Origin of the sequence: Aminobacter sp. MSH1 (assembly GCF_003071665.1) — a bacterium.
Lineage (GTDB): Bacteria > Pseudomonadota > Alphaproteobacteria > Rhizobiales > Rhizobiaceae > Aminobacter > Aminobacter niigataensis.
The window spans coordinates 2,475,448-2,489,402 of record NZ_CP026265.1 but is presented as its reverse complement, the minus strand read 5'-3'; the positions used below and the strand labels follow the sequence as shown (position 1 = coordinate 2,489,402).

General features: G+C 64.8%; 12 protein-coding genes. 8 read left to right on the top strand and 4 right to left on the bottom strand.

Features of this window, described 5'->3' with window-relative positions; translation table 11 throughout:
- Positions 1 to 139 precede the first annotated feature (139 nt).
- From CO731_RS12350 to CO731_RS12335, 4 genes are all read left to right on the top strand, one after another.
- The gene (locus CO731_RS12350; protein WP_108607354.1) at positions 140 to 574 is read left to right on the top strand and encodes an SH3 domain-containing protein; all 435 of its coding nucleotides are present in this window, start codon (positions 140 to 142) and stop codon (positions 572 to 574) included.
- Between the two features lie 109 nt (positions 575 to 683).
- A complete protein-coding gene (gene uvrB, locus CO731_RS12345) occupies positions 684 to 3,737 on the top strand; it encodes an excinuclease ABC subunit UvrB (RefSeq protein ID WP_108607353.1) in 3,054 nt (1,017 codons plus the stop codon).
- Positions 3,738 to 3,779: 42 nt separating this feature from the next.
- Positions 3,780 to 3,980 (top strand): hypothetical protein, encoded by a 201-nt coding sequence (locus CO731_RS12340; protein ID WP_108607352.1) that lies wholly within the window; start codon positions 3,780 to 3,782, stop codon positions 3,978 to 3,980.
- A complete protein-coding gene (locus tag CO731_RS12335; protein ID WP_108607351.1) occupies positions 3,977 to 4,231 on the top strand; it encodes a hypothetical protein in 255 nt (84 codons plus the stop codon). The genes CO731_RS12340 and CO731_RS12335 overlap by 4 nt, the downstream gene beginning before the upstream one ends.
- Before the next feature lie 50 nt (positions 4,232 to 4,281).
- Here the strand turns inward: CO731_RS12335 and CO731_RS12330 are convergent, their stop codons facing one another.
- On the bottom strand, positions 4,282 to 4,656 hold the full coding sequence (locus tag CO731_RS12330; protein WP_108607350.1) for a hypothetical protein: 375 nt from the start codon (positions 4,654 to 4,656) through the stop codon (positions 4,282 to 4,284).
- A 244-nt stretch (positions 4,657 to 4,900) separates the two neighbouring features.
- On the opposite strand from CO731_RS12330, the gene CO731_RS12325 reads away from it, so the two are divergent.
- Positions 4,901 to 5,323 (top strand): glyoxalase/bleomycin resistance/extradiol dioxygenase family protein, encoded by a 423-nt coding sequence (locus tag CO731_RS12325; RefSeq protein WP_108607349.1) that lies wholly within the window; start codon positions 4,901 to 4,903, stop codon positions 5,321 to 5,323.
- Between the two features lie 46 nt (positions 5,324 to 5,369).
- Here CO731_RS12325 and CO731_RS12320 read toward each other — a convergent pair whose 3' ends face one another.
- Entirely contained in the window at positions 5,370 to 5,849 is a 480-nt protein-coding gene (locus CO731_RS12320) for an Lrp/AsnC family transcriptional regulator (RefSeq protein ID WP_108609797.1), read from the bottom strand.
- A 99-nt stretch (positions 5,850 to 5,948) separates the two neighbouring features.
- On the opposite strand from CO731_RS12320, the gene CO731_RS12315 reads away from it, so the two are divergent.
- From CO731_RS12315 to CO731_RS12305, 3 genes are all read left to right on the top strand, one after another.
- Positions 5,949 to 7,145, top strand: coding sequence for a diaminopropionate ammonia-lyase (locus CO731_RS12315; RefSeq protein WP_108607348.1), 1,197 nt, complete (start codon positions 5,949 to 5,951; stop codon positions 7,143 to 7,145).
- 118 nt (positions 7,146 to 7,263) lie between these two features.
- The gene (locus CO731_RS12310; protein WP_108607347.1) at positions 7,264 to 8,616 is read left to right on the top strand and encodes a serine hydrolase; all 1,353 of its coding nucleotides are present in this window, start codon (positions 7,264 to 7,266) and stop codon (positions 8,614 to 8,616) included.
- Between the two features lie 68 nt (positions 8,617 to 8,684).
- Positions 8,685 to 9,506 (top strand): alpha/beta hydrolase, encoded by an 822-nt coding sequence (locus tag CO731_RS12305; protein WP_199914629.1) that lies wholly within the window; start codon positions 8,685 to 8,687, stop codon positions 9,504 to 9,506.
- Between the two features lie 5 nt (positions 9,507 to 9,511).
- Here the strand turns inward: CO731_RS12305 and CO731_RS12300 are convergent, their stop codons facing one another.
- Together CO731_RS12300 and CO731_RS12295 are read right to left on the bottom strand one after the other, a co-directional pair.
- On the bottom strand, positions 9,512 to 12,655 hold the full coding sequence (locus CO731_RS12300) for an efflux RND transporter permease subunit (RefSeq protein ID WP_108607345.1): 3,144 nt from the start codon (positions 12,653 to 12,655) through the stop codon (positions 9,512 to 9,514).
- 112 nt (positions 12,656 to 12,767) lie between these two features.
- Positions 12,768 to 13,913: an efflux RND transporter periplasmic adaptor subunit gene (locus tag CO731_RS12295; RefSeq protein ID WP_108607344.1), complete on the bottom strand. Its 1,146-nt coding sequence runs from the start codon at positions 13,911 to 13,913 to the stop codon at positions 12,768 to 12,770.
- Positions 13,914 to 13,955 lie beyond the last annotated feature (42 nt).

The following is a 13,955-nucleotide window of genomic DNA, read 5'->3' as shown; positions in this document are numbered from 1 at the left end:
GTGGCCGCGACCGGTGTCACGACCGCAACCCATGCCATTACCCAAGCATAAAGGATAATCGAACCAGTATACTGGCGCGCGGCAAGACAGCTTGTATTTTGGGTCGTTTCGAAATGAATTTCGGCTTGGAGGACTGCCCATGATATTTCGAAGACTTGGCATCACGGCGGCCATTCTGGCCGGGATGATGGCGCTGCCGGCCGCAGCACTTGCCGCCGACGCCTACACCACCGGCAACGTCAATGTGCGCAGCGGCCCCAGCACCGGCTATGCCAAGATCGGGATGCTACATGAAGGCACGCGCGTCGACCTGCGCGGCTGCGAAAGCAACTGGTGCAATGTCTACGGTTCGCGGCTGAGGGGCTGGGTCTCGGCCAACTATCTCTCCGACTATGTCGGCCGTCCGCCGGCAGTCGTCGTGGCGCCGACCATCGTCGTGCGTCCGCCGCATTATCGCCCGCCGCACTGGAACCGGCCCCCACACTGGAATCGTCCCCCCAAGCCACGGCCGCCAAGGCCGCGCCCGCCCGGCGCCAACTGCAAGATCGCCCCGGGCTTCCCCTGCCCGCGTTGACGACTTCCTGACAGCCTGATGTCAGGAGCACGAACGGTCGCGGCCGCCGGTCCGGCATTCCGGCGCCCGTGCCCTTTCCATTTCTGCTGATACCGCCCATATTCCGCTCATGGCCAAATCTGCTGACAAGAAATCGCCCGCTTCGGGGGCTGACAACCGTGCCGCGCCGCGCAAGCGTGGCGGCAATGGAGTGACTGATTTCCTCGATGCGTCCGAGCCGTTGCATCGCCCCGGCTTCGGCGAAGCGCCGCAGGCGGAGCTTTCAGGCGCGCCGCTGTCCGGCTCGATTTCCGACTGGGCCGAAGAGATCGCCAGAGAGGCGGAGAAGCCGCAGCCAAAGGCCAAGAAGATCCCCGAAAAGAGCTCTGCACCCACACGCTCGGCGCGCGGCACCTCGATGGGCGGTGCCGCCTCGGCCAAGGATCGCGCCGCCGCCGGCCTCAACCCGGTCGCCGGCCTCGACATCTCTCTCGAAGACGCCGCCTCGCTGTCCAATTCCGGTGTCACCGCGACCGTCGCCGCCCTGTCGGCGCTGATCGAAAGCGGTAACCCGCTGCACAAGAACGGCGAGATCTGGGTTCCCCACCGCCCTGCCCGGCCGGAGAAGTCCGAGGGCGGCATCCAGATCGTCATGCAGTCGGAGTTCGAGCCGGCCGGCGACCAGCCCACCGCCATCAAGGATCTCGTCGAAGGCGTCAATTCGACCGAGCGCACCCAGGTTCTGCTCGGCGTCACCGGCTCGGGCAAGACCTTCACCATGGCCAAGGTGATCGAAGAGACGCAGCGCCCGGCGCTGATCCTGGCGCCCAACAAGACGCTGGCCGCCCAGCTCTATTCCGAATTCAAGAAGTTCTTCCCCGACAACGCGGTCGAGTATTTCGTCTCCTATTACGACTACTTCCAGCCCGAGGCCTACGTCCCGCGCACCGACACCTATATCGAGAAGGAATCGACCATCAACGAGCAGATCGACCGTATGCGCCACTCGGCGACGCGCTCGCTGCTCGAACGCGACGACGTCATCATCGTCGCCTCGGTCTCGTGCATCTACGGTATCGGCTCGGTCGAAACCTATACCGCCATGACCTTCCAGATGGCGGTCGGCGACCGGCTCGACCAGCGCCAGCTACTCGCCGACCTTGTCGCCCAGCAATACAAGCGCCAGGACATCAATTTCGTCCGCGGCTCGTTCCGCGTCCGTGGCGACACCATCGAGATCTTTCCGGCCCACTTGGAGGACTCGGCCTGGCGCATTTCGCTGTTCGGCGACGAGATCGACTCCATCACTGAGTTCGACCCGCTCACCGGCCAGAAGACCGGCGACCTCAAAAGCGTAAAAATCTACGCCAACTCGCACTATGTGACGCCGCGCCCGACTTTGAATCAGGCCATCAAGTCGATCAAGGAAGAGCTGCAGCACCGCCTGCAAGAGCTTGAAAAGGCTGGCCGCCTGCTCGAGGCTCAGCGCCTGGAACAGCGCACCCGTTTCGACCTCGAGATGCTCGAGGCCACCGGCTCCTGCGCCGGCATCGAGAACTATTCGCGCTATCTCACCGGCCGCCGCCCCGGCGATCCGCCGCCCACCCTGTTCGAATACATCCCCGACAACGCGCTCGTCTTCATCGACGAAAGCCACGTCACTGTGCCGCAGATCGGCGGCATGTACCGGGGCGACTTCAGGCGCAAGGCGACGCTGGCCGAATACGGCTTCCGCCTGCCCTCGTGCATGGACAACCGGCCGCTGCGCTTCGAGGAATGGGACGCCATGCGCCCGCTCTCCGTCGCTGTGTCGGCGACGCCCGGCAACTGGGAGATGGAAGAGGCCGGCGGCGTCTTTGCCGAGCAGGTCATCCGCCCGACCGGCCTGATCGACCCGCCGGTCGAGGTGCGCCCGGCCAAGACCCAGGTCGACGATGTCGTCGGCGAAATCCGCGAGACGACCAAGGCCGGCTACCGTACCCTCGTCACCGTGCTGACCAAGCGCATGGCCGAAGACCTGACCGAATATCTGCACGAGCACGGCGTCCGCGTCCGCTACATGCACTCCGACATCGACACGCTGGAGCGCATCGAGATCCTCCGCGACCTCAGGCTCGGCGCCTTCGACGTGCTGGTCGGCATCAACCTTCTGCGCGAAGGCCTCGACATTCCCGAATGCGGTTTCGTCGCCATTCTCGACGCCGACAAGGAAGGCTTCTTGCGCTCCGAGACCTCGCTCATCCAGACCATCGGCCGCGCGGCAAGAAACGTCGATGGCAAAGTAATCCTCTACGCCGACCAGATCACCGGCTCGATGGAACGCGCCATGGCCGAGACGTCGCGCCGCCGCGAAAAGCAGATGTTGTGGAACGAGGCCAACGGCATCACGCCCGAAAGCGTCAAGTCGCGCATCTCCGACATCCTCGAGTCGGTCTACGAGAAGGACCACGTCCGCGCCGACATCTCGCAGTTCACCGACAATGCCGGTGCGATGATGGGCAACAACCTCAAGGCCCATCTCGATGCGCTCGAAAAGCAGATGCGCAATGCCGCCACCGACCTCGACTTCGAGAAGGCAGCCCGCATCCGCGACGAGATCAAGCGCCTGCGCGAGATGGAACTGGCCATCTCGGACGACCCGATGGCCAAATATGCCGATATGGAAAGTCCGGCGTCGGGGCGCGAAAAGGGCAAGCACAACAAGGGCGTGGCCAAGCATCGCACGGTTGAGGAGCAGGAACGCTTCCGCAAGCTCGACGAGGCACGCGCCGCCGAGGAGGCAGCCAAGGCTGCCCGTCCGAACCTGTTCCGCAAGCCGGACCTCGACGAAATGGGTGCCGATGGCACTGTGCCCGCAGGCAAGTCGCTGTTCGCCAAGCCTCATATCGACGACATGGGGCCAGGCACCGACATGACGACGCCCGCAGGTGCCGTGTCACGCTCGTTGTTCAAGAAGCAGTCGGCAGCCGAAGCCCATGGTTCGGACTACGGCGTCCCCGAAGACGGCAATTCGCTGTTCAAGAAGAACAGCCTCGACGAGATGACCGTCCGCCGCACCGAAAAGCCGGTCGAAGGCGTCAAGCCGGTCAAGCGCGCCAAGATCGGTGCCGGCTCCTACGAGGATCCGGCCGAAGCCGCGCGCGCAAAGAAGAAGCCGGGCAAATCAGGACGGCCGGGGAAATAGGCCGGCCGTTGCCCCCGATTGGCATCATGTTATCTTGTCAGCATGACCAAGCTCGAGCAGATCGAAAAGTCGGTTGAGTCTCTGTCCAAGGACGAGCTGAAGGAGTTCGCCGCGTGGTTCGCAGAACTGCAGGCCGAACGCTGGGACCGACAGATCGAGGAAGACGTCGCCGCCGGCAAGTTGGACAGGTTTGCGGAAGAAGCCTTGGCTGAACTCAAGTCCGGACGGACGCGGCCGCTTTGAACCATCATGCCAGCTCAAGGTTCTGGGCGGCATACGATCTTCTCCCTGAGCCTGTGCAGCAATTGGCCGACAAGAATTTTGCCTTGCTTCGCGCAGACCCGCACCACCCTTCACTGCATCTGAAGTCTGTCGGCCGCTATTGGTCGGTGCGTGTCGGGCGTGACCATCGCGCGGTCGCCGTCAGACTGGAGCACGACTTCGTCTGGTTCTGGATTGGGAAGCACGCAGAATACGACAAGCTTCTTCGTTGAAGCTTGATTGCCCCTGGCCGTGCCGACCCGTCTAGCTCCAATTGACGAATTCACGCGCCACGCATCGCCATGTTCAAATGGCGTTTTGGTGTGCCACGCAAAGGAGCATGTGCAATGGCAAGGTTCCAGCGCTTCGCCTCGGCCGCGATCTTCGCAAGCGCGGTCCTGACCTTCTCCGCCGCGGAAGCGGGCCCGCTACCGGCGTCGAGACCGGCGATGGTGCCGTTCGCCACCGTCGGCAGTGCTTCCATCCTGATCGGCAGCCGGTCGGTCACGGTCTCCAAGTCGACGAGCAAGTCGAGCTCGCGCTCCAGGAGCTGCTCCAACGGCAGTTGCACCACCGACAGCGACTCCCAGAGCAACACCGGCACCAGTTCGTCGACCAGCACCTCGACGAGCACCAGTTCGTCGAGCAATTCGAACACGAACTCGAACTGAACCGGCTCACGCCTGCCAGCACCGCTAGCTTGCAACCCAGGAAGAGCTCGGGGCGGTGCCTCCGGTTGTTCGCGAAAAATATTGGCCGGACATGTAGGTTCCGGCAGGCTTCGTTCGTCTTCAGTTCAAGGCATCCAACCGCCGAGCGCGACACGCACCCGGTTCGATGCCTGAACAGCCGAGTCGCACGCTTTCGCCGGCGGCAACGGCCATCAACGAACGGAGAGAAAAATGCCCGACAGCACTGCACCGACCGCCGCTCCCCCGGTTCTCGGCGGCCTGATCGCCTATCTGCAGGTCGACGGCGCCAGCAAGGCGGCCGAATTCTACACGCGCGCCTTCGGCGCCGAGACGGCCTTCGCCATCCCGCCGGACGAGCAGGGCCGGACCATGCACATCCACCTCTACGTCAACGGCAGCTCGATGATGCTTTGCGACGCCTATCCGGAGCACGGCCATCCGCACGAGAAGGCGCAGGGCTACACCATGCAGCTCATCCTCGGCGACAACATCGATGCCTGGTGGAAGCGCGCCGTCGATGCCGGCTGCGAGGTCGTCGTGCCGCTCGACGTCATGTTCTGGGGCGACCGCTGGGGCCAGTTGCGCGATCCCTTCGGCGTCTCCTGGGCCATGAACGCACCGGTCAAGAAGTAGCGGCCTTCATAGATGAAACCCGTCCGCCGGGCGGCGGACGGGGCGTTCAGCCAACCGGCACGGTCAGCTCGGCCTTCACCCGGTCCATCGCCACCAGCGTGCGAAACCGCCTGATGTTGGGATTAGCGAAGAACAGCCGCCGCGTCAGCGCCTCGTATTCGGCCATGCTTGCGACCGTGACCACCAGCACGAAATCGGCCTCGCCGGTGACGTAGTAGCACTGCTGCACCTCGGGCGCGGCGGCAAAGCTCGCCTTTGCTGCATCGAGCAGGTCGACGCGCTCGCTCTCCACCGCGATCTCGACGATGACGGTGATTGGTCGTCCGACCTTTTCGGGGTCGATCACCGCGACATTGGCAGAGATCACGCCGCCCTCTTCCATGCGCTTGATGCGCCGCTGCACCGCCGGCGCCGACAGGCTGATCGCTTCGCCGATCTCGCGTTGCGGCGTGGTATTGTCGCGTTGAAGAATGGCCAGGATCTTCAGGTCGAATTCATCGAGACCCGGTACCGCCTGCCTGTCCATCATCCCTCGCGAAACAAACTTGCACCAACGACGCCAGAATAGAGCGCATTTCTCGCCGGCGCTGCAATATAAATGCGCCGAAAGAGGAGACATCGGCCCATGCTTATTCGCAACCAACACCCGGACTATCGCCGGCCGCTCGAGCCAATCGACGCCGAGACGCTTGGTGTCGAGGCCGCGGAGGCCGTCGAACGCTTTCTGTCGCACCGGCCCAACCACAAGCCGACGCCGCTGCGGTCGCTGCCTGCGCTTGCCGCTGACCTCGGCCTCGGCGCCATCCACCTCAAGGACGAGGGTTATCGCCTCGGCCTCGGCAGCTTCAAGGCGCTTGGCGGCGCCTATGCCGTCATCCGCCTGGTACTGGAAGCGGCGGAAAGCCAGCTCGGCCGCCCGGTCGGCATGGCCGAACTGCACAGCCCTGAAGTGGCAAAGATTTCGTCAGCCATGACCTTCGGCTGCGCCACGGACGGCAACCATGGCCGCTCGGTCGCGCAAGGGGCACAGCTTGTCGGCGCCCGTTCGGTGATCTTCGTCCATGGCGGCGTCAGCGACGCACGTGTCGCCGCCATCGCCCGCTACGGCGCCGAGATGGTGCGTGTTGCCGGCACCTATGACGATTCGGTCTCCGAGGCCGCGCGGGTCTGCGCCGAAAACGGCTGGACCGTCGTTTCCGACACGTCGTGGCCCGGCTACGAGCGCATCCCCGGCCTCGTCATGCAGGGCTACACCGCGATAATGCGCGAGGCACTGGAGAAGCTGCCGGCGCCGCCGACCCATGTCTTCGTCCAGGCCGGCGTCGGCGGCATCGCTGCCGCTGCCGCCGCCTATCTTTCGAGCCGCTTCGGCGAGAACCGCCCGACCTTCGTGGTCGTCGATCCGGCACGCGCCGCCTGCATCTTCGAGACCGCGCGGACAGGACACCCGGTCAAACTCCAGCACGGCGAGCCGACCGTCATGGCGATGCTCGAATGCTACGAACCCTCGCCGCTTGCCTGGCGCATCCTGTCGCGTGTCACCGACGCCTTCATGACCGTCGAGGACGAAACGGCCATCGAAGTCATGAACCGCCTCGCCCGCCCGCTCGGCCACGACCCGGTGGTGGTCGCGGGCGAAAGCGGCGGCGCCGGTCTGGCCGGACTGCTCACCGCCGCGCGCAATCCGGACATGCGCGCCGCAATCGGCCTCGATGCTCAATCTCGCGTTTTGCTGGTGGTCACCGAAGGCGCCACCGATCCAGATCGCTACCGCGAACTCGTCGGCCTACCGCCGGCCGACCTCATAAGCAGCGGCGATTGACGGCAAGTAGCGGACCATGCCTTCTCCCCTTGTGGGAGAAGGTGAGCCCGCCATGCTGGCGTAATGTCCGACCGGTATCAGCCGGCCATCCGCATGTGGCATGAGGGCCAATCGAACGATGACCGTTTCTGTAGACGCTTCATCTAGCACGCAATTTCCGTCCGATGCCGAGATCAGGCGCATCCTCGTCGAGCGCATCGACCTGCAGCGGCAGAGCCTCGGCATCGTCGTCGGCACCTTCGGCGCGGCAGGCCGCCGCGTCATTGCCCATGGCCAATTCGGCGCCTTTCATGCCCGCCCGGTCGACGGCGACACTGTCTTCGAGATCGGCTCGATCACCAAGGTTTTCACCGCCCTGCTGCTCGCCGAGATGGCCGGGCGCGGCGAGGTCGGGCTCGATGACCCGGTCGCAAGCTACCTGCCCGCAGACGTGGCCGTGCCGGAACGCGACGGCAGGCAGATCACCCTTGTCGACCTGGCGACCCATACCTCGGGGCTGCCGCGCCTGCCCGACAATTTCGCGCCGGCCGACGAGGAAAACCCCTATGCCGACTACACGGTCGAGCAGCTTTATGCGTTTCTATCCGGCTACGCCCTGCCCCGAGACATCGGCAGCCAGTACGAATATTCCAACCTGGCGATGGGCCTCCTTGGTCATGCGCTCGCGCTGCGCACTGGCAAGGACTATGGAAGCCTGGTCCGCGAGCGCATCCTTGCGCCCCTCGGCATGTCGTCGACGGCCGACGCCGTCCTTGGCGACATGAATAACCGGCTCGCCAACGGCCACGACGAGACCCTCGCGCCGGTTCCCAATTGGGACCTGCCGACGCTGGCAGGCGCCGGCGCGCTTCTGTCCACGGCCAACGACCTGCTGAACTTTCTGGAGATGGTTCTTGGCGTGCGCGCGTCGCCGCTTTCCTCGGCACTCGCCACAACCTTGGCGACACGCCGCCCGATGGGCCCGGGCAACGAAGAGAGCGGGCTCGGCTGGGTCATTTCAGGCAGCGGCGACGACCAGATGATCTGGCACAATGGCGGCACCGGCGGCTATCGTTCCTTCCTCGGCTTCCTGCCGGCCAAGGGCATGGGAGTCGTCGCCCTCTCCAACACCTCGACCGAGGTCGGCGTCGACGACATCGGTGCTCACCTGCTCAACCGCGACAGCCCGCTCGCCCCGCCGCCCAGGGTGCGCGTAGCAGTAGCCGTCGATCCGGCGATCTATGACGGCTATGCCGGCAATTACCCTTTGGCGCCGGACTTCGTGCTGACCGTTACGCGCGAAGGCGAACAACTGTTCGCGCAGGCGACCGGCCAAGGCAAGGCCGAGATTTACCCGGAAAGCGAAGTGCATTTCTTCTACAAGGTCGTCGACGCCCAGATCAGCTTCGACGTCGACGGCAGCGGCCGGGCGTCAGGCCTGACGCTACATCAGAATGGCCGGGACATGCCGGCGCAGCGCGTGACGGGATAGCCGCCAGCCGACGGACCGGCTATCCTGCCCGCGTCGAAGCCGATGCTTCGGCGCGATGGGTCCGGTCCCTGATGCAACGGCTGTCCCAGGACGATTTCGCCGCCTCGAAGCAGGATTGCCTGCTGCCGAACGGCATCCGCCTTGCCTATGTCGAAATGGGCGAAGCAGGCGGAACACCTGTGCTGCTCCTCCACGGCTTCACCGACAGCGCGCGAAGCTGGAGCCTGATTGCACCTCATCTTGCCGGCGGCTTTCGGCTCATTGCACCCGATTTGCGCGGCCATGGCCGTTCCGACAGGCCGGAGGGCTGCTACACCATCCCCGAAATGGCCCATGATGTCAGGCTTTTCCTTGCCGAAATCGGCATCGCGAATGCCCATGTCGTCGGCCATTCGTTAGGCGGGCGGCTCGCGCAGGCCCTCGCCGAGCGCTGGCCGCAGATGGTCGGCAAGATCGTGCTGATGTCGACCTCGGCAGTGCCGCGCGAACGCGCCGGCTGGCTGTGGGAAAACATCCTCGCACTGCGCGACCCCATCGATCCGGAATCCGCGTTCATCCGGGCCTGGTGCGCCGGCGCGGTCCCGGTCGACGAGGCATTCCTCTCCCATGTCCGGCGGGAATGCGCCTCGGTTCCGGCCCGCATCTGGCATTCGATCCACTACGAGCAGACGGCCTACGACCCCTTCCCGCTGCTGCAGGACATTTCGGCGCCGACGCTCATCATGCGCGGTGAACACGACGACATCGCCACGGCAGAACATCAGGCCCAGATGCTGGGCGCGATCGGTGGCGCCCGGTTGATCACGTTGCCCGGCCTCGGCCACAACATGCATTGGGAGGCGCCCGGCCTTGTCGCCGGGCACATCAGTGCTTTTCTCCAGGCGCCGTAAGCCGCCTATTCCGCCGCCAGTGCCGGCCTGTGCGCAATCTCGGCGACATTGCCGCGATCCTCGCCCTCGGGCTCTGCCTGCTTCTTCTTCGGCTCCTTGCCGAAGAACAGCGCATATCCGGCCGGCAGAACCAGGATGGTCAAGACGGTCGCCACCAGGATGCCGCCCATCATGGCGTAGGCGAGCGGGCCCCAGAACACGCCGCGCGAGATCGGGATCAGCGCCAGCACGGCCGTCATCGCCGTCAGCATGATCGGCCGGAAGCGTCGCACGGCAGCTCCGATGATCGCCTCGTAGCGCTCCATGCCGGCGGCGATGTCCTGGTCGATCTGGTCGACGAGGATGATCGAGTTGCGGATGATGATGCCGAGCAGCGCGATCACGCCGAGGATGGCGACGAAGCCGAAGGGCGCGCCCGATATCAGCAGCGCCGCCGCTGCCCCGATGATGCCGAGCGGACCGGTCGCCAGCACCAGCATCGCCTTGCCGAAGTGCTGGAGTTGCACCATCAGCAGAAGGACGATCACCAGCAGCATGACCGGCGCCTTGGCGGCGATCGAGGCCTGGCTTTCGGCCGCATCCTCGGCTCCGCCCTGGATCTCGACCTTGTAGCCGGCAGCCAAGCTGTCGCGCAGCGGCTTGAGTTCGTTGAACAGCTTCATCGTCACGTCATTCGGTTGAATGTCGTCCGGCAGCGTTGCCCTGACGGTGATCGTCGGCAGGCGGTCGCGGCGCCACTCGATGCCCTGCTCCATGACGGGCAGCACCTTGGCCACCTGCGACACGGGCACGAAACCGCCGAAGTCGGTCGGCACATAGACCGAGTTGACCGCCGACAGAAGCTGGCGATTGGCCGCCGGCTCGCGGGCGACGATCGACACCGTCTCCTCGCCGTCGCGGAAGTCGTCCAGCGGCGCGCCCTGCATCGTCGCCTGCAGCATCTGGCGGATGCGCTGCGAGGAAACGCCCAGTGCGCGCGCCCGGTCCTGGTCGATCACCAGCTTCATCGCCGGCACCGGCTCGAGCCAGTCGTCGTGAATGGCGTCGAGTTCGGGCGTCGCCGCGAACTTGGCCTTCACCTCGTCGGCGATGCGCCGCACTTCGGTACGGTCCGGACCGACAACGCGCAACTGCACCGGCCAGCCGGTGGGCGGCCCGAGGAACAGGCGGTCGACCTTGCCGCGGATCGAGGGGAAATCCTCGGCCAGGATGGTGCGCAGCTTGACGATCAGCCTTTCGCGCGCCGGCTCGTCATTGGCCATGATCAGCAGCTGGGCGAAGTTCGGATTGCGCAGCTGCTGGTCGAGCGGCAGGAAGAAGCGCGGCGCGCCCTCGCCGATATAGGTGGCGATGAACTTCTTGTCCGGATCGTCCATCATGCGCGCTTCCAGCGCCTCGGCCTGCTTTTCCACCTCCTTGATGCTGGTGCCTTCAGGCAGCCACAGATCGACCAGGATTTCCGGCCGCGACGACTGCGGGAAGAAGTTCTGCGGAATGAACTGGAAGGCGAACAGGCTGCCGAAGAAGGTCACCAGCGTCAGGGCCAGAACGATGATGCGGTGGCGCACGGCCCAGCTCACCGTCGCGCGCAGCCGGCGGTAGAAGCTGGTGTCGAATGCGTCGTGATGGCTGCCGGCGTGATTGCGCTGCTTGAGGATCATGTTGCCGAGCCACGGCGTGAAATAGACCGCGACGAGCCACGAGATCACCAGCGCGATGCCGACGACATAAAACAGCGAGCGCACATATTCGCCTGCCGTCGATTCAGCAAAACCGACGGGGATGAAGCCGGCCGTGGTGATCAGGGTGCCGGTCAGCATTGGAAAGGCCGTCGAGGTGTAGGCGAAGCTCGCCGCCTCGACCTTGACCAGCCCTTCCTCGAGCTTTCGTTCCATCATCTCGACGACGATCATGGCGTCGTCGACGAGCAGGCCCAGCGCGATGATCAGCGCGCCGAGCGAGATGCGCTGCAGGTCGATGCCGAGTTCGTACATGATGGCGAAGGTGGCGGCGAGCACCAGCGGGATGGTGATCGCGATCACCAGGCCCGAGCGCCAGCCGATCGACAGGAACGACACCACGAGCACGATCAGCAGCGCCTCGATCAGCGCCTTCATGAACTCGCCGATGGCTTCGGTGACGACCTCCGGCTGGTTGGAGATCTGGTCGACGGAGACGCCGTAGGGCAGAGATTCCTCGAAACGCTTATAGGTCTCCTCGACGGCATGGCCGACATCAGTGACCTTGAAACCCTTGGCCATCACCACGCCGACCTGGACGCTGTCCTGGCCGTTGTAGCGGAACTTGCGCTGATAGGGATCTTCGAGGCCAGTCGTCACGGTGGCGATGTCGCCAAGCCGGGTGATCTGGTCGCCGGCGCGCAGCCTAAGCTCGCGGATGTCGGCCGTCTTGGAGAGATCGCCCTCGACCGAGATGCGTACCGAATGCGTGCCGGTGTCCACCGCGCCCGCCGGGTCGATGTTGTTCTGGCCGGCAATCGTGTTACGCACGTCGTTCAGCGTAAGCCCGCGTTCGGCCAGCGCCTTGGAGGAGACGTCGATATAGATACGCTGCGGCTGGTCGCCGAGGATGACGGCCTTTTCGACGCCGGGCGTCGTCAAGAGCATGTCGCGCGCCTTGATCGCCTGCGCCTTCAGCTCGGGATAGCTGTAGCCCTCGCCAGCAATCGAATGCAGCGTGATGAAGGTGTCGCCGAACTCGTCATTGAAGAACGGCCCGAGCAGGCCCTGCGGCAGCTCGCTGGAGATGTCGCCGACCTTCTTGCGCACCTGATAGAACGCGTCCTTGACCTCGGCGGTGTCGGTGTCGCCCTTCACCTGGACGGTGATGATGGCGCTGCCGGCGCGGGTGTAGGACTTCACCCAGTCGAGATGCGGGGTTTCCTGCAGCTTGCGCTCGATCTTGTTGACGACCTGGTCCTGCATCTCCTCGATCGAGGCGCCGGGCCAGATCGCCTGTACCACCATGACGCGGAAGGTGAATTCCGGGTCCTCGCTCTGGCCCATGCGCATCAGGCCGAGCGCGCCGGTGATGATGATCAGGCCGAACAGGAAACGCGCAATGCTCGGATGCCCAATCGCCCAACGCGAAAGGTTGAAGGGCTTCTTGTCCTGGCTGGAATTGTCCATGGCCGTGGTTCCAATTGGCGCACGCGACCGGGATCCGGCACAGCAGATGCGCAGGTTCAATATTGAATGGCGTTGGCGGCGGCCCCATCGGCCGCCGCAGCGGGCACTGTTCTCAGCGAATTGCCGCGGTGGCTTCGTTCGCCGCCGCGCGCTGTTCTGGCGTCGGCAGCTTGACCTTCAGGTTTTCGGTCATGAACTGCGTGCCGGCTGCCACCACGATGTCGCCCGGCTTCAAGCCTTCGGCCACCTGCACGCCGTCGGCGGCGAAGCTGGCCACCTTGATGCCACGCGCATGCACGGTTTCCCGGTCGTTGTTGACCACCCAGACGATCTCCTTGCCGTCCTGCTTGGCCAGTGCGCTGAGCGGGATCGACACGACCGCCTTGCCGCTCTGGACTGACGCCTCGATGGTGGCGCTCATGCCGAGCAGGACACGGCTGTCGTCAGGCAGGCTGACCCGCACCGAGAAGGTCCGCGACTGCGGATCGGCACTGCCGGCGACCTCGCGCACCTTGCCGTCGAGCACGAGCTTGTCGTCCGACCAAAAGCTCACCTTGACCGGCTTGCCGGGCTGGAACTGGGCGATCTCCAGTTCGGGGACGGCGATCTGCACTTCCTTGTCGCCATCTACCGCGACCGCGACGACCGGCGTCCCGGCGCCAACCACCTGGCCGGTATCGGCGCTGACGGAGGTGACGATGCCGCTCTGGTCGGCACGAAGATCGGCATAGCCGACCTGGTTCCTGGCCTGGCGCAGCGACGAAAGGGCCGCGTCGCGCTGTGACGATGCCTGCTTGTAGGCAAGTGCCGCCTGCTCGCGCTGCGCCTCGGAGGCGAATTTCTTGGCAAACAGCTGATCGGCGCGTTCATCGGCCAGGCGGGCGGTCTCGACCTGCTTTTCGGCAGCTTGGAGGCTCGCCTCGGCGCTGCTCTCGCCAAGTTGGTAGTCGGTCGGATCGATGCGAGCGAGAAGGTCGCCCGGCTTTACCTTGTCGCCGATATTGACCACCCGTTCGGTGATCTTGCCGGCGACGCGGAAGCCGAGGTTCATCTCGGTCCGCGCCTTTACGGCTCCGGAATAGTCGAGTTCGCGTGTCGCATCCGTGCTGGCGATCTCCACCACCTTGACCGGGCGAATGGCCTCGACGGTCTCGGTCTTGGCTTCAGAGCAGGCGGAAAGGCCAACGCCAAGCAGCGACACCAAAGCCAGGCTGGCCAGAGGACGCAGGTTCGCATTGAAGGTCTTGAACGAAATCATCGTTCGCACTCCTGGTTGTCTGTTTATCTGGATGCCGGCCCG

Coding starts and splice junctions, on each gene's coding strand:
- CO731_RS12350 (WP_108607354.1), top strand. CDS start 140: ATGATATTTCGAAGACTTGGCATCACGGCGGCCATTCTGGCCGGGATG.
- uvrB (WP_108607353.1), top strand. CDS start 684: ATGGCCAAATCTGCTGACAAGAAATCGCCCGCTTCGGGGGCTGACAAC.
- CO731_RS12340 (WP_108607352.1), top strand. CDS start 3,780: ATGACCAAGCTCGAGCAGATCGAAAAGTCGGTTGAGTCTCTGTCCAAG.
- CO731_RS12325 (WP_108607349.1), top strand. CDS start 4,901: ATGCCCGACAGCACTGCACCGACCGCCGCTCCCCCGGTTCTCGGCGGC.
- CO731_RS12320 (WP_108609797.1), bottom strand. CDS start 5,849: ATGGACAGGCAGGCGGTACCGGGTCTCGATGAATTCGACCTGAAGATC.
- CO731_RS12315 (WP_108607348.1), top strand. CDS start 5,949: ATGCTTATTCGCAACCAACACCCGGACTATCGCCGGCCGCTCGAGCCA.
- CO731_RS12310 (WP_108607347.1), top strand. CDS start 7,264: ATGACCGTTTCTGTAGACGCTTCATCTAGCACGCAATTTCCGTCCGAT.
- CO731_RS12300 (WP_108607345.1), bottom strand. CDS start 12,655: ATGGACAATTCCAGCCAGGACAAGAAGCCCTTCAACCTTTCGCGTTGG.
- CO731_RS12295 (WP_108607344.1), bottom strand. CDS start 13,913: ATGATTTCGTTCAAGACCTTCAATGCGAACCTGCGTCCTCTGGCCAGC.